Below are 15,378 nucleotides of genomic sequence, written 5' to 3'. Positions count from 1 at the left end.
CTCCCGGCCCCGCTCGTCCGCACAGATCCGGCGAACGCTGTGTGAACAGGTGACCTCAGCGGCGTCCCGACTTACGAGTCGCCCGCAGCCACTCCTTGTTCATCCCGGTGATGGAGACCAACGGAATCCCCTTCGGGCAGGCGGTGGCGCATTCGCCGGTGAGGGTGCAGCCGCCGAAGCCCTCCTCGTCCATCTGCGCCACCATGTCCAGCACCCGCGTCTCCCGCTCGGGCGCCCCCTGCGGCAGCACGTTCAGGTGGTTGATCTTCGCCGAGGTGAAGAGCATCGCGGCCCCGTTGGGGCAGGCGGCGACGCAGGCACCGCAGCCGATGCATTCGGCGTGCTCGAACGCGAAGTCGGCGTCGGGCTTGGGCACGGGCGTCGCGTGGGCCTCGGGCGCGGCGCCGGTCGGGGCGGTGATGTAGCCGCCGGCCTGGATGATCCGGTCGAAGGCCGACCGGTCCACGACGAGGTCCTTGACCACGGGGAAGGCGGAGGCGCGCCATGGCTCGATGTCGATCGTGTCGCCGTCCTGGAAGGACCGCATGTGCAGCTGGCAGGTGGTGGTGCGTTCGGGCCCGTGTGCGTCGCCGTTGATGACGAGGCTGCACGCGCCGCAGATGCCCTCGCGGCAGTCGTGGTCGAAGGCGACGGGGTCCTCGCCCTTGAGGATGAGCTCCTCGTTGAGGGTGTCGAGCATCTCCAGGAAGGACATGTCGGCCGAGATGTCGTCCACCTCGTACGTGGACATCGCTCCGTCGGCGTCGGCGTTCTTCTGGCGCCAGACGCGCAGGGTGAGCTTCATGCGTAGCTCCGCTGGGTGGGGTGGACGTACTCGAAGACCAGGTCTTCCTTGTGCAGGACGGGTGCGGCGCCGGTGTCGGTGAACTCCCAGGCCGCGGCGTAGGTGAACTCCTCGTCCTTGCGGGCCGCCTCGCCGTCCGGGGTCTGGGACTCCTCACGGAAGTGACCGCCGCAGGACTCGGACCGGTGCAGCGCGTCGAGGCACATGAGCTCGGCGAGCTCGAGGTAGTCGACGACGCGGTTGGCCTTCTCCAGGGACTGGTTGAACTCCTCGCCGGTGCCCGGGACCTTGATGCGCCGCCAGAACTCCTCGCGAATCTGCGGGATGCGCTCGAGCGCCTTGCGCAGGCCCGTCTCGGTGCGGGCCATGCCGCAGAACTCCCACATGAGCTCACCGAGTTCGCGGTGGAAGGAGTCGGGGGTGCGGTCGCCGTCGACGGCCAGCAGCAGCCGCAGCCGGTCCTCGGTCTCGGCCAGCACCTCCTGGACGGCGGGGTGTTCGTCCGTCACGTCGACGTGGTGCGGGTTGCGGGCGAGGTAGTCGTTGATGGTGGACGGCAGGACGAAGTAGCCGTCGGCCAGGCCCTGCATCAGGGCCGAGGCACCGAGACGGTTGGCTCCGTGGTCGGAGAAGTTGGCCTCGCCGATCGCGAACAGGCCGGGCACGGTGGTCTGCAGGTCGTAGTCGACCCACAGCCCGCCCATCGTGTAGTGCACGGCCGGGTAGATCCGCATCGGCACGGTATAGGGGTCCTCGGCGGTGATCCGGGCGTACATGTCGAAGAGGTTGCCGTACTTCTCCTCGACCTTCGCCCTGCCCATCCGCCCGATGGCGTCGGCGAAGTCCAGGTAGACACCCTGTCCGCCCGGACCCACCCCCCTGCCCTCGTCACAGACGTTCTTCGCGGCACGGGAGGCGATGTCACGCGGAACCAGGTTGCCGAAGGACGGATAGATGCGCTCCAGGTAGTAGTCGCGCTCGTCCTCGGGGATCTCGTTCGCCGGACGCGTGTCACCCTTCGCCTTCGGGACCCAGATACGGCCGTCGTTGCGCAGCGACTCGCTCATCAGGGTGAGCTTGGACTGGTGCTCGCCGGTCCGCGGAATACAGGTCGGGTGGATCTGGGTGAAACAGGGGTTGGCGAAATAGGCACCGCGCCGGTGCGCCCGCCACACGGCGGTGGCGTTGGAGTTCATGGCGTTCGTCGAGAGATAGAAGACGTTGCCATAGCCACCGCTGGCCAGGACGACCGCGTCCGCAAAGTAGGTGTCGATCCGGCCGGTGATGAGATCCCGTGCCACGATGCCGCGCGCCCGTCCGTCGACCACGATCAGGTCGAGCATCTCGGTGCGCGGATGCATCTCGATGTTGCCGGCCGCGATCTGCCGCGACAACGCCTGATACGCACCGAGTAGAAGCTGCTGGCCCGTCTGGCCGCGGGCGTAGAAGGTGCGGGACACCTGGACACCACCGAAGGAACGGGTGTCGAGCAGACCCCCGTACTCCCGCGCGAACGGCACGCCCTGGGCCACGCACTGGTCGATGATCTCGACCGAGATCTGCGCGAGGCGGTGGACGTTGGACTCACGGGCCCGGAAGTCTCCGCCCTTGACGGTGTCGTAGAACAGCCGGTGGACGGAGTCGCCGTCGTTGCGGTAGTTCTTCGCCGCGTTGATGCCGCCCTGGGCGGCGATCGAGTGGGCGCGGCGGGGCGAGTCCTGGTAGCAGAACTGGACGACGTGGTAGCCCTGTTCGGCGAGCGTGGCGCCCGCCGAGCCGCCCGCGAGACCGGTGCCCACGACGATCACCGTGTGCTTGCGGCGGTTGGCGGGGTTGACGAGCTTGGCCTCGAAGCGGCGGGTGTCCCAGCGTTCGTTGACCGGGCCGGAAGGGGCCTTGGCGTCGACGACCGGCTCACCGGTCGTGTAGTCCGTGTATTCGGCGGAAGCAGTCATGTCAGCTCACGACTCCGGTCATGACGCCCACGGGCAGGCAGATGAACCCGACCGTGATCAGCAGCGCAACGGAATTGGCGGTGGTCTTCAGGGCGCGGTCGCGGGTGCGGCTGCCGACCCCGAGGGTCTGGAACGCGCTCCACATGCCGTGCTGGATGTGCAGGCCGAGGGCGAGCATCGCGACGATGTAGATGACGTTGCCGTACCAGGTGGAGAAGGTGTCCACGACGTTCTGGTACGGGTGGCCCTCCTGGAAGCCGCCGGAGTGCACGGTGCCGGTGGTCAGGTCGAGGATGTGCCAGACGATGAACAGGGCGAGGATGATCCCGCCCCAGCGCATGGTGCGCGTGGCGTAGCTTGCCCGCGGCTTCTTGTGCACGTACTTGTTGGGGCGCGCCTTGATGTCGCGGCGGCTCAGCTGGTACGCGGCGATGGCGTGCGCCACGACCGCGACGACCAGGACCACGCGAATGATCCACAGGGCCCACTCATAGTGCAGGGCGGGTTCACCGATGGTGCGCAACCAGTGGGCGTAGTGGTTGAAATCGCTCGCCCCGAAGAAGATCTTCAGATTGCCGTACACATGGGCGATCAGGTACAGCAGCATGATCAGGCCACTGACCGCCATCACTGTCTTCTTGCCGACGGTGCTGTCCCACGCGGTGCGTGCCATGGACGGCCGTCGGTCCGTCCGCGTTGCCAGAGCCATGTGTCAGAAGCTAGGGCCGCGGGTGCCGATCGGTCCAAGACATGGTCCGGCTCGTTTCGATAGCCGACGCCTATGATGGGTGCATGCAGTTCCAGCAGCTCCAGTACTTCGTGGCGGTCGCCGAGACCCGGCACTTCACCCGGGCCGCCGATCTGGTCCATGTCGCCCAGCCGTCCCTGTCCCAGCAGATCAAGTCGCTGGAACGGGAGTTGGGGGCGGACCTCTTTCTCCGCGCGCGGGGCAACATCACGCTGACGGACGCGGGCGAGGCGCTGCTGCCGCTGGCCCGGCGCATCCTGGCCGACGCCGACACGGCCCGGCACGAGGTGCAGGAACTGGCCCAGCTGCGCAGCGGCCGGGTCCGCCTGGGCGCGACGCCGAGCCTGCTCACCGGCCTGCTCCCGGACGTACTGCGCGCCTTCCACGACCGCTATCCCGGTATCCGGCTGCTGATCGAGGAGGGCGGCTCCCACGATCTCGTACGGGAACTGGCGCGCGGCGCGTTGGACCTCGCCCTGGTCGTCCTCCCGCTCCCCGCCCCCTCCCCCGCGCTGACGACGGTGGAGCTGCTGCGCGAGGATCTGGTCGTGGTGTCGTCACCGGAGGCGCCCGCGCCGGGCACCGGCCGCACCGTGCGCATCCCCGACCTGGAGGGTGAACGCCTGGTGATGTTCCGGCACGGCTACGACCTGCGGGAACTGACCGTCGCCGCCTGCCGGGCCGAGGGCTTCGAACCGGACTTCGCCGTCGAGGGCGGCGAGATGGACGCGGTGCTGGGTTTCGTCAGGGCGGGGCTCGGTGTGGCCGTCGTCCCGCGCATGGTCGCGACGCGCTCGGGGCGCGGCCTGCGGGTGACACCGCTCGCGCGTCCCGGACTCCACCGCACCATCGCCCTGGCCCACCGCAGTGACGTGGCTCCGCCCCGGGCGGCCCGCGAACTCCAGCGGATGCTGCTGGAACGCTGACCGAGCCGGGGCTTCGGAGGCGGGTGGGTGCGTCACCAGGTCGGGATGAAGCCGCCGTCGATGACGAAGTCGCTGCCGGTGATGTTGCGGGAGCGGTCGCCGGCGAGGAGGAGAACCAGGTCGGCGACCTCGGACGGCTGGGAGAAGCGGCCGGTGACCGTGGCGCCGGACACCTGGGCGACCACGTCGTCCGGGGTGATCCCGGCGGCTGCGGAGACCGTGGCCGCCACCCCGTCGCCGCCGAGCCACAGCTCGGTCTCCACGGGGCCCGGGCTGACGGTGTTGACCCGGATGCCCTTGGGCCCGACCTCCTTGGACAGTGCCTTGGAGAAGGCGACCAGGGCGGCCTTGCTCGCGCTGTAGTCGATCACCATCGGGTCGGGCAGGGTGGCGTTGACCGAGGCGACCGTCACGACCGAGCCCTGCCCGGCGCTCAGCATCAAGGGCAGGGCGGCGCGGGTGGCCCGTACGGCCGTGAGGAGGTTCAGATCGACCGTGCGCTGCCAGTCCTCGTCGGTCACCGACAGGAAACCGTCCATACGGGCGGGGGCCGCGCCGACGTTGTTGACCAGGATGTCCAGCCGGCCGTCCGTCGCCGCCACGAGGCGCTCGGCGGCACCGGGTTCGGCCAGGTCCACCGGTACCCAGGTGACATGGCCCTGCTTGACCAGCGCGTCGAGACCCGGCGTCGTGGTGCGCGACCCGGCGATCACCGTCGCGCCCGCCCCGGCCAGCGCCTCGACGACGGCCAGTCCGATGCCCTTGCTCGCGCCGGTGACGACGGCGGTCCTGCCCTGGAGTTCCGTGCTCATCCTTCTCAGCTCCCTCGATTGCTTCGATTGCTTCGACTGCTTTGATTACTTTGATCACTTCGACCGGTGAAATGAGGCGCGCCACGGATCCAGGCGCGCCCGGGGTCAGACGTGTGAGGCGTCCCGACCCTGGATGCCCTGCTCGGACAGCCACCGCAGGACGTACTCGGCCACCGTCCGCCAGCCGTGGTCGACGACCAGGGAGTGGCCCCGGTCGGGGAACTGCTTGAGCTCGGTGACCGCCGACGAGTCTCCGTAGAGCTTGTATGCCGAGCGGGTCACGACATCGGGAACGGTGTGGTCGGCCTGGCCGGAGATCAGCAGGAGCCGCCCGCGGTCCGCATTGCCGGTGGCCACGGCCGCCGGGGAGCGCCGCGCGAAGTTGGCGAACGCGGCTTCGAACAGCGGCCGCCCCGGCGAGGGAATGGTGAGGCGTTCGTACAGGTCGTCGGACTCGGTCTCCTCCAGCGCGTTGCCGAAGCCGTAGCGGAACTGCGCGGCGGTCAGGGAAACGGCGCGGCGCCGGTTGGCGGGGTTGCCCAGGACGGGGAAGCCCGCTCGCAACTGGGCCGGCGGCAGCGCCTTGACGCCCTTGATCTGGGCCGGGTCGATGGCCACCGCGGCCCGGCCCAGGCCCGCACCGAGCAGTTTCTGCGCGATCAGTCCGCCGAAGGAGTGTCCGATGAGCACCGGCGGACGGTCGAGGGAGCGGATGATCCCGGCGTAGTGCTCGGTGACGTCGTCGATGCCGAGCCCGGCGACGGCCTCGGGGCGGCGCCGCGCCTCGGCGACGGTGTCGGCCTCGCCGGGCCAGCCGGGTGCCAGCGGCGCGTAGCCGTGCTCCTCGGCCAGGTCGATCCACGGCTGCCACGAGCCGGCGTGCAGCCACAGGCCGTGGATGAGAACGAGCGGGGTGCGCGGGTCGGACATGGCCTTCTCCTGGACTTCTCGGGGCCGCCCCGGGGGCGGCGCGATGAGTCCAGACTCCTTCGGCAGTCATGCCCGCCGAATCGGTCGAATGACTGTGGTGACCGACGTAGGGCGGTGTCCGTGCGGGTCGGGACTCATCCACCTTCGGTGGAGTGCCCCGCCTCCGCCAGCGCGTCCCGCAGCGACGCCCGCGAGGAGATGCCCAGCTTGGGGAAGACCCGGTAGAGATGCGCGCCGACCGTGCGCGGGGAGAGGAAACCGGTCGCCGTAGAGCTGTTCCAGCCGCCGGGAGAGCGGCAGTTCACCCGGCTCCGCGCCGCGGGCGGTGCCTTCGTCGAGGGCGCGCGGCAGTTCCAGCAGGGCGAGCGGGTTGCCTTGTGCCTGGTCGAGGACCTGACGGCGGACGGCCTCCCGGAGGTGCGGGGCGTGCGCGTCGAGGAGGGCCGCGGCCGCCCCGGCCGCCAGCGCGGGGACGGCCAGCTCTGGCAGTCCGGCCGCGTCCCACGCGGAAGGGATGTCCTCCCGTACGCCGATGGCCATTCGCACGGCGTGCGCGGACAGGCGGCGGGCGATGAACCGGCCCACCTCGGCGCTCTGCGGGTCGAACCAGTGCGCGTCGTCGACGACCACCAGCAGCGGTACGTCTCCGGAGACCAGCGCCAGCAGATCGAGCACGGCGATGCCCAGGGCCATCACGGAGGGCGCCTCGCCCGTCGTACGCCCGAACACGGTGTCGAAGGCGCCCCGGGTGACCTGGTCCAGGTCGGCGGCCTCCGGGAGCAGCGGGTACAGCAGCTGGTGCAGGCCCGCGAACGGCAGCTGCGTCTCGGCCTCCACCCCGGCCGCGCGGACGACGCGGTGCCCGAGCGCGGTGGCGTGCGCGGCGGCGGCGTCCAGCAGGACGCTCTTGCCGACGCCCGCCTCGCCGCGCAGCAGCAGAGCCCGGCCGTCGGGCGACGCGGCCAGCCGGGAGAGCTCGACGAACTCCGCCTCCCGGCCCACGATCGGCTGCTCGCCCGCCATGCGCCACTCCTCCCCCGATTCCTCCGCGACGCCGCCCCCGCTACGGGGCCACGGACGGCGGCGCGCTCTCCGTTCCAGGAGACCACGCCGGCCCTGGGGGGTGTCGTTCGGATCACCCCCCAGGCCCGTCCGGTCGATCAGCCGGTGGCGTCCACCAGCGCCAACTCGTGCAACCGCTCCGGTGGGCCCGGGCGGGCGTAGTACCAGCCCTGGGCCGTGTCGCAGCCCAGTATCCGCAACTGCTCGGCCTGCGCGCCCGTTTCGACGCCTTCCACCGTGACCGCGAGGTCGAGGCTGTGGGCGAGCGAAACGATCCCCTCGACGATCTTGAGGTCGACGGGGTCCGCCGGGAACTGCTGCATGCCCTGGGTGAAGGAGCGGTCCAGCTTGAGGATGCTCACGGGCAGGCGGCGGAGGTTCGCGAGGTTGGAGTAGCCGGTGCCGAAGTCGTCGAGGGCGATGTCGACGCCCATCTCGGCGAGACGTCGCAGCGGCTTCAGGAGGTCGTCGTCGGCGCCGATCAGCGCGGACTCGGTGACCTCCAGGCAGAGCACGTCGGCGTCGAGTCCTTCACGCTCCAGGATGTCGACCGTGTCCTGGACCAGGCCCGGGTGGGTCAGCTGGCAGGGCGAGAGGTTGACGTTGATCCGCAGCGGGCCCGCGTCAGCGTGTCGTTCCTGCCATTGGCGGGCCTGGCGGACCGACTGCTCCAGGACCCAGCGGCCGAGCGGCACGATCAGCCCGGTGTGCTCGGCGAGCGGGATGAACCGGTCGGGCCCGAGGACGCCGTGCTGCGGATGCAGCCAGCGCACCAGCGCCTCCGCGCCGTGCACACTGCCGTCGCCGAGGTGCACGAGCGGCTGGTACTCGATGAAGAACTCGCCCCGGTCGAGTGCCGCCGGGAGGGCGGTGGTGAGCCCGTGCCGGGTGATGGCGCGGGCGTCGGCCTCCGGGTCGGCGAGCTCGAAGCGGTTGCCGCCCGCGGACTTGGCGCGGTACATCGTGATGTCGGCGCTGCGCAGCACCTCCGCCGGGCCGCGCTCGCCCGCCGGGCCCTCGACGATGCCGATGCTGCCGCGGACCGTCAGTTCCCGGCCGTCGATGCGCACCGGAGTGACGAGGGCGTTCATGATGCGGTCGGCGAGCGCGTCCACCTCGCGCTCGGTGTCGGGCCCGGTGGTGAGGGCCACGAACTCGTCGCCGCCGAGCCGGGCGACCATCTCGCCGGGGGCGGTCGCGCAGGACTGCAGCCGGTCGGCGACCTCGACGAGCAGCCGGTCGCCGGCCGCGTGCCCGAGGCTGTCGTTGATGGTCTTGAAGCCGTCGAGGTCGAGGTAGCACAGACCGAAACGCTGGTCCTTGCCCGCGGACAGTGCCTTCTCCAGGCGTTCGAAGAAGAGGGTCCGGTTGGGCAGGCCGGTGAGCGCGTCGTGGGTGGCCTCGTAACGCAGCCGCAGATTGAGCAGCCGCCGCTCGGTGGTGTCCTCCATGAGGGCGAGCTGGTACTGCGGCTGGCCGTCCGCGTCGCGCAGCAGCGACACCGTCAGGTTGGTCCACAGGGCGGTGCCGTCGGGCCGGTAGAAGGCTTTTTCGACGTGGTAGTGCTCGCGCTCGCCGTGTACCAACTCCTTGTACAGGCGCCGGATTTGGGGAGCGTCCTCGGGATGTGTCCACTCGGGTACCTTGCGGCCGCGCACGACCTGCTCGCAACCGCCGAACATACGCAGCAGGGCTCCATTGACCTGCAGTATGTTGCCTTCGAGGTCGGCGATGCCGATTCCTATGGCCGCGCCCTCGAAGACCGCGCGGAACCGGGCCTCGCTCGCGTGCAGTGCCTCGGCCACCGCGCTGCGCGCGTTCAACGTCGCCTGGGAGATGGCCTCCTGCTCGGCGAGCGTCCGCTCCCGCAGTGCCCCGGCGAAGCCCGCCGCCATGGCGTGCTGCAGACGCGCCGAGCGGGTCCGCAGGGCCTCCTGGGGCCCGTCCTCGCCGCAGTAGAGCACCAGATAGGCGTCGACGCAGTCGAGGGTGCGGCTGAGCGCCTCGGGGTCGGTGCAGTGCGCGGCGACGAGTGCGGCACCGACCGCCTGGCCCTCGGTCGCGTCGAAGCTCCTCGCCTTCAACGTGTCGCTCAACCGCCGTGCGAGTGGCAGGAGTTGCTGCTCCAGCTCCGGCCGGGTCAGCGACGTGGAGGTCACCGGGAAGACCGCCCGGCTCCAGATCGTCGCGAACCTGCGCAGTCTGTCCTCCGGTCCGTCCGGCTCGCCGGTCACGCCGTGCGCCCCACGCCGGCGAACCCCGAGAAGGAATAAGGATCCTCGTCCTCGGGTGCCGTGTCGGGCCGCCAGCTCGGCATCGGCACCAGACCGGGTTCCACCATGTCGTACCCCTCGAAGAACCGCGCGATCTCCTCGCGCGAGCGCATGATCAGCGGGTTGCGGATGTCCTTGTACACGTCGACCGCGCCCTCGGCCCGCTCCGCCGGAAGCGGGATTCCCTCGTACGAGGCATGCGTGAGCACGAGCAGGCTGCCCGGCGCCAGCGCGTCGCGCAGCTCGGCCACCGCACCGTACGGGTCGTCCGCGTCCTCCACGAAGTGCAGTATGGCAACGAGGAGGAGGGCCACCGGACGGTTCAGGTCGATCAACCGCTGCACCTGGGCGGTCGCCAGGATCTCCTGGGGCTTGAGCAGATCGGCCGCGACCACGTCCGCGTCCTCGTTGTCCCGCAGGACGGCCTCGCTGTGCGCGACGGCCACCGGGTCGTGGTCCACGTACACGACGTGCGCGCCGGGCCTGGCCGTCTGGGCGATCTCGTGGACGTTGCCGAAGGTCGGGATGCCGGATCCGATGTCGAGGAACTGGTCGATCCCCTCGTCGGCCGCGAAACGCACGGCACGGCGCATGAACGCCCTGTTCGCCTGCATGATCTTGGGCAGTCCCGGCATGAACTCCATCGCCTTGCGCGCGGCTTCCCGGTCGACCTCGAAGTTGTGCGAACCACCCAGGTAGTAGTCATAGATACGGGACACGCTCGGCACCGAGATGTCAATGCTGCGGGGGGCCCAGGCGGGACGCTCCATCTATCTCTCCAAGGCGTAGTCGACGACGTAGGCGATCCGGTGTTCGAGCTGAGGCTACTGATCGCCCGCCAAAGGAGCGAGTCAAAACGGAAATTGACCGTCCGTTCACCGTCACTGCCTCGGGCATGTGCCGAATTGGCACCCGGTGCAGGTCAGTCGAACACGCCGTCCGCTGTCACCGCGAAATCGATGCGAAGCATTCCAAAAAGTTCGCGGGGGTTACGAAGCGTCGCGACGGTATCGGGGGTGTCGGGTATCCCCGGTGTGGAAAACTCACGGGCCTTCCCACGGCGAGTGAACCGCGCGGTGATCCGCGCGCGGCGCGCGGTCCCAGAACGCCAAGCGGCCCGCCCCCTCCGTGCGGTGCGGAGGGGGCGGACCCAGGTCGTACGCGTTGTTCCGTTCGTCCGGCACACTCGCCAGTCCTGATCCACCTCCCTTCCGCGATCCGTTGTTCCGGGCGAGGTCGATCAACCCTGGGGAGGTGATCCTCTACTTCGGCGCGCCGACCGGCTTTCCGTCGGGGGCGACGGCGTACCACGTGCCGCCCACGCCCTGACCGTTGGTGTCCCCGGCGGCCTTGTCACCGGAGAAGGTGTAAATGGGCCAGCAGTTGACGGTCATCTGCTTGGCGCCGTCCGGGCGGGTGAAGCCCATCAGGCCCTTCTTCTGCACGCCCTTGGTGTCATTGGCGGAGACCGGGGCCACGACGGGCCACTTCTCCAGGCAGGCACCGGTGCAGGCGGACTTCGGAACGGGCCAGGCCTGGTCCTTCAGGAAGCGGTAGACCGTCCTGCCGTTCTTGTCGACGACGATCTCGCCGAGCTTGGGGTCGTTGCGGGTCGACAGGCCCGGCAGGGAGGCCAGGGTCGCCTTCTTGCCATCGGGGGCGGAGGCGTACCAAGTGCCGCCGACGCCCTGGCCGTTGGTGTCACCGGCCTTGGTGTCCTTGGCGTACCGGTACATCGGCCAGCCGCCGATCGTCAGCTGCTTGGTGCCGTCCGAGCGGGTGACCTCGCCGAGCAGGGCCTTGTCCACACCGGTGGCGGCCACGGCACCGTCGGCGGGAACGGGCGGCCAAGCGGTCGCGCAGTCGCCGTCGCAGTTCGACTTGGGCGGCTCGGCGGTGTCCTTTTCGAAGCGGTACAGGGTGAACCCGGCGCTGTCGGTCAGCACCTTGCCGAGCGTCGTGCTCTCCGCGACGGCCAGCTGACCTGCGGATTCCGCCTTGGGGGCGGCGCTCTGCTGGTCGGCGCCGTAGCCGTTGGGAGAAGTGGTGCTGCTGCTGGTGGCCTGACCGTAACCGTTGGCAGCCGCGGCGGCGCCCACGTTCTGGCTCCCCGTCGACTGGGTGCCCGATTCCTGACCGCACGCCGTCGTGAGCGCCAGCACGGCCGCAGCTGTCGCTACGAGTGAGGCGCTCCGCCAGGAGGTCTTCATTGGGTAACTCCCACTGTTCGCATTAAGGGTTGCAGCGCCCTGCTGCGCCGCGCATGGCCCTAGGTACGGGCGGGAGTGGCGGATGTGTTCAACGGGCGCACAAAAAACTTTCCGGACGCTGTGACGCGCCCACGCCACGCCGACTCCACGCCGTGTGGCGCCACTCGGACGGTGGCCTCGAGACCGCGTTTCTCGGACACCTGTGCGCACCTCGGTGACCGTGTCCCCCCGGGGACGTCAAACCACTCCGCGCCGCATGTCCTTCGTTCGGGGGCAATACCCGTCGCTCCGGCGTGCGTGGGCGCGATACGCCCCATGATCTCCGTCGTGCATGGACCACAGCGGACCCGGTCCGCCCTCGTCATACGGGTGTTGGCGCTGCTGACGCTGACCTGGATCATCGGCGGCGCGCCGGCCTCGGCGGCGGTCGCCGACTCCTGCGCGTACGCCTCGATCGGCCCGGACGGCACGGACGCGGTGGCGGTGGCCGGCGACGGCCTCTGCACCATCAGCCCGCCGCCGCCCTCGCCCACGTCCCCACCAACTCCGAAGCCACCGCCCCCACCACCCCCGGCGCCCCCGCCCAGGACCAGGCCGAAGCCCCCGCCCCCGACTCCCCCGCCACCGCCTCCGCCCGCCTCGCCGACCCCGCGGCCCCCCGTCGTGGCGCCACCGCCGAGGCCGGCGCCCCCGCCGGCACCGAAGCCAAGGCCCACGCCGACGCCCTCACCCACGCCCACGCCCAAGGCGCGGCCCAAACCGTCGGCGACCCCGGTGAGTTATCCGGCCTACCGCGCCCCGACGCGCAAGCACTCGCCCCGCAGCGGACCGTCCCTGGTCTCGCTCACCCTGCTCGTCACCGTGCCCGCGTTGCTCGCCGTCGCGGCGCTGCGTCCACGCTGACCCCTGGAGGCATCCTTGTCGGAATGGCTTGTTCTCGTCCTCGCGATGGCGGCGGCGTGCGTCGTCGTCCTCGTCGTGTCACTCGTACGTACCCGCAGGGCCCCCGATGACGAGGATCCGTCCGAGACCCCGGACGTGATCGAATACATGACCATGATGATCGGCGTGGTCTACGCCATCGTCCTGGGACTGGCCATCGCCGGTGTCTGGGAGGCCCGCAGCGCCGCCCAGGACCATGTGCAGGCGGAGGCCCAGGCCCTGCACGAGATCTCGGAGCGCGTCCGGGTCTACCCGCCGGACGTGCGCGACCGCATCCGCGGCGATGTCGACGCGTACGTCGGTTACGTCGTCAAAAGCGAGTGGAAGACCATGGCCGACCAGGGCCATGTCACCGCCAAGGGCGGACAGCTCTTCGAGGTCGTCCGCCAGGACGTCAGCGACTACCGGCCGAAGTCGGACTTCGAGGCTCAGGCCTACCAGCCGATGGTCGACCAGGTGACCGTGGCCGACGCGGCACGCAACGCCCGCGCCGACTCGACGGACGCGACCATGCCGGGCGTGGTGTGGTTCGGGCTGATCACCGGCGCCGTCGTCACCATCGGGATGGTGTTCGCGCTGCAGATCCGGCGCACCAAGCGGGAACTGATCCTCGCCGGGCTCTTCTCCGCCCTGATCGCGTTCCTGCTCTTCCTGATCTGGGACTTCGACGCACCCTACAGCCGGGGGATCACGGCCTCGGCGGAACCGTTCACGGCGCTGTTCCCGCACCTCCCGCGGTGACGGGCCCGCTTTAGCGACCGGAGGGTCGGGGGACGGACGCCACGCCGCATCCGTCCCCCGTTCGCACATACGCGTCACCCGTACGGTCCACACTGTTACCCCATTCGCGCTACAGCGATCGCGCTCACGTGTACGCCTTCCTAGCGTTTCGAACATCGAGGCGCATTTCAGACGCAGGCGGAAGGTCCGCAGCAAGGCTCCTCGGAGACCCGGAGGCTCACCATGCACGCGATACGCGTCGCTTCGGCCGCACTGCTGAGCGTGACCGCCCTGACCCTTTCCGCATCCGCCGCTCTCGCCGGAAACGGCGACGGAAACAGTGACGGCGGCCGCGACAGTGGCCGGGGCAACAACAACATCACCTCGTTCGGCTTCAACGTGCAGCCACAGAGCGTCGCGGCGGGCGGCCGGCTCCGGCTGAACGCGGAGAGCTGCGACTCCGTCACCAGGGTCTCCTCGGGAGTCTTCGACACCGTCACGATCCCCAAGGGGCAGTCGTCGGCGACGGCCCTGATCGACGGGGACGCCAGAGCGGGCGCCGTGTACGAGGTGACGTTCCAGTGCGGCAACGAGAGCGGGCACACCGAGCTCACCATCGCGTCCGGCCGTTCCGAAACCGGCGGCCACACCGGCCAGAGCCAGCTCCCGGCCCCCGTGCAGCGGGGCGCCAAGGCCGGTGTCGGCGGGAGCGTCGGTGGTGGTTTCGACCTCAAGGAGATCTGCCTGGGCACCGCGCTCATCGCCGGCTGTGTCGGCACCGCGTGGTCCATGTCGCGCCGCCGGGCCACGGACGATGAGTCCTGACCGCTCGCCCCGGATCTCGCCGGGAAGATCCGGGGCGAAGGACTGTCACCCACGCGCTCCGCGTGGAACTGCCCTGGGTGACGGCACCGATCAGGTCCGCCGCTCGGACCTGCGGCGCACCCAGAACACCCCACCGCCGATGACGCCGGCGCTCAGCAGTCCGCCGCCGATCGCGATGTCGGCGGGTGCCGCTCCACCGGTGCTGCCGCCGAGACCACCGTTGACACTGCCGATGACGGTGAAGGCGGCCGGTCGGGTCAGCCGTCGGTTGTCGCATCGGGCCGTAACGTCGTACGACCCCGAGCGCGCGAAACGGTCGACCCTGACCGTCGCGATGGACGTGTCGCCACCCGCCCGGCGCAGCCGGGTGGTGGGGAAGACCCGCGAGGAGACCGTGCTGCCGGGCCTCAGGCATGCCTCGCCGATCACGGTGATCGACAGCAGGCCGCCCCGGGCGATGACACTGGGCCGGACGAGGATGTTCCGCACCTCGTAATTGCCCGGCCTGCCGTTGTCTTCGAACCGGCCGTTGTCTTCGAACCGGCCGTTGTCTTCGAACCGGCCGTTGTCTTCGAACCGACGGTTGTCTTCGAACCGACGGTTGTCATTGAACCGGCCGTTGTCATTGAACCGGCCGAAGTCACCTGGGCGACCGCCGCCGATCACCCCACCACCGACCACTCCCCCACCGCCGATCACCCCACCACCGACCACTCCCCCACCGCCGATCACCCCACCGCCGCCGACGACCCCACCCCCGCCGACCACCCCACCGCCGCCGACCGCTGTGCCGTTGTTGTCCAGCCCAGTGCCGGCGCCCGGTCCACCGGGGTTGCCCAGTCGCTCGCTGTTGCTCGATTCACTGCTGCTCGGCTCGCTGCTGCCCGGTTCATTCGATGCCGTCGCCGCCGGGGCGGCGAGCCCCACCGCGGCGACCACGGCGGCAGATACCGCCAGGGCACGAGTAGTACGCATGTGATCCTCCGCGGAAGACGCCCCGGGAACCGTCCCCGGTTGATCGGCGAGAAAGCGCCTCCCATACAGACCCTCAGATGCCATGCACAGGGCCGCATTTCGAGAATGGTCCGTCCTGGTGAGAAGACACGCCGAAGGATTTCCATATAATCGGATATTGCCGCAGGTCACGGACCGTTAGAAAATTCCTTCCCT

14 protein-coding genes are annotated in these 15,378 nt (G+C 70.0%); 4 read left to right on the top strand and 10 right to left on the bottom strand.

Annotated elements, in window-relative coordinates; translation table 11 throughout:
• Positions 1-55 precede the first annotated feature (55 nt).
• The 3 genes from OG819_RS30475 to OG819_RS30465 are packed head-to-tail and all read right to left on the bottom strand — an operon-like array spanning position 56 to position 3,433.
• Positions 56-805: a succinate dehydrogenase/fumarate reductase iron-sulfur subunit gene (locus OG819_RS30475; RefSeq protein ID WP_266622297.1), complete on the bottom strand. Its 750-nt coding sequence runs from the start codon at positions 803-805 to the stop codon at positions 56-58.
• Positions 802-2,760 carry a fumarate reductase/succinate dehydrogenase flavoprotein subunit gene (locus tag OG819_RS30470; RefSeq protein WP_266622299.1) on the bottom strand — a complete coding sequence of 653 codons (1,959 nt, stop codon included), beginning with the start codon at positions 2,758-2,760 and terminating at the stop codon, positions 802-804. The genes OG819_RS30475 and OG819_RS30470 overlap by 4 nt, the downstream gene beginning before the upstream one ends.
• 1 nt (position 2,761) lies before the next feature.
• The gene (locus OG819_RS30465; RefSeq protein ID WP_266634104.1) at positions 2,762-3,433 is read right to left on the bottom strand and encodes a succinate dehydrogenase; all 672 of its coding nucleotides are present in this window, start codon (positions 3,431-3,433) and stop codon (positions 2,762-2,764) included.
• 119 nt (positions 3,434-3,552) lie between these two features.
• Here OG819_RS30465 and OG819_RS30460 point away from each other — a divergent pair, with 119 nt between their 5' ends.
• Complete coding sequence (locus OG819_RS30460) at positions 3,553-4,434, top strand: LysR family transcriptional regulator (RefSeq protein ID WP_266417521.1); 882 nt, start codon at positions 3,553-3,555, stop codon at positions 4,432-4,434.
• Between the two features lie 32 nt (positions 4,435-4,466).
• Here the strand turns inward: OG819_RS30460 and OG819_RS30455 are convergent, their stop codons facing one another.
• The 6 genes from OG819_RS30455 to OG819_RS30430 form a co-directional block, all read right to left on the bottom strand.
• Complete coding sequence (locus OG819_RS30455) at positions 4,467-5,246, bottom strand: oxidoreductase (RefSeq protein ID WP_266622300.1); 780 nt, start codon at positions 5,244-5,246, stop codon at positions 4,467-4,469.
• A 105-nt stretch (positions 5,247-5,351) separates the two neighbouring features.
• Entirely contained in the window at positions 5,352-6,176 is an 825-nt protein-coding gene (locus OG819_RS30450; RefSeq protein ID WP_266651782.1) for an alpha/beta fold hydrolase, read from the bottom strand.
• Between the two features lie 66 nt (positions 6,177-6,242).
• Positions 6,243-7,199, bottom strand: coding sequence for an ATP-binding protein (locus OG819_RS30445; protein WP_266651780.1), 957 nt, complete (start codon positions 7,197-7,199; stop codon positions 6,243-6,245).
• Between the two features lie 137 nt (positions 7,200-7,336).
• Positions 7,337-9,472: an EAL domain-containing protein gene (locus OG819_RS30440; protein WP_266651778.1), complete on the bottom strand. Its 2,136-nt coding sequence runs from the start codon at positions 9,470-9,472 to the stop codon at positions 7,337-7,339.
• Complete coding sequence (locus OG819_RS30435; protein ID WP_266580352.1) at positions 9,469-10,281, bottom strand: SAM-dependent methyltransferase; 813 nt, start codon at positions 10,279-10,281, stop codon at positions 9,469-9,471. The genes OG819_RS30440 and OG819_RS30435 overlap by 4 nt, the downstream gene beginning before the upstream one ends.
• A gap of 492 nt (positions 10,282-10,773) precedes the next feature.
• A complete protein-coding gene (locus OG819_RS30430) occupies positions 10,774-11,721 on the bottom strand; it encodes an SCO0930 family lipoprotein (RefSeq protein WP_266417504.1) in 948 nt (315 codons plus the stop codon).
• A gap of 327 nt (positions 11,722-12,048) precedes the next feature.
• Between OG819_RS30430 and OG819_RS30425 the strand changes: the two genes are divergently transcribed.
• From OG819_RS30425 to OG819_RS30415, 3 genes are all read left to right on the top strand, one after another.
• Complete coding sequence (locus OG819_RS30425) at positions 12,049-12,624, top strand: hypothetical protein (RefSeq protein ID WP_266622306.1); 576 nt, start codon at positions 12,049-12,051, stop codon at positions 12,622-12,624.
• Between the two features lie 15 nt (positions 12,625-12,639).
• Positions 12,640-13,404: a DUF4239 domain-containing protein gene (locus OG819_RS30420; protein ID WP_266622308.1), complete on the top strand. Its 765-nt coding sequence runs from the start codon at positions 12,640-12,642 to the stop codon at positions 13,402-13,404.
• Positions 13,405-13,626: 222 nt separating this feature from the next.
• A complete protein-coding gene (locus OG819_RS30415; protein WP_266651776.1) occupies positions 13,627-14,208 on the top strand; it encodes a hypothetical protein in 582 nt (193 codons plus the stop codon).
• 90 nt (positions 14,209-14,298) lie between these two features.
• On the opposite strand, the gene OG819_RS30410 is transcribed toward OG819_RS30415, so the two are convergent.
• Positions 14,299-15,183: a hypothetical protein gene (locus OG819_RS30410; protein ID WP_266651774.1), complete on the bottom strand. Its 885-nt coding sequence runs from the start codon at positions 15,181-15,183 to the stop codon at positions 14,299-14,301.
• Positions 15,184-15,378: the final 195 nt, after the last annotated feature.

Source organism: Streptomyces sp. NBC_01549, from assembly GCF_026339955.1.
Taxonomy (GTDB): domain Bacteria; phylum Actinomycetota; class Actinomycetes; order Streptomycetales; family Streptomycetaceae; genus Streptomyces.
This window is presented reverse-complemented; position numbering and strand designations above follow the sequence as displayed.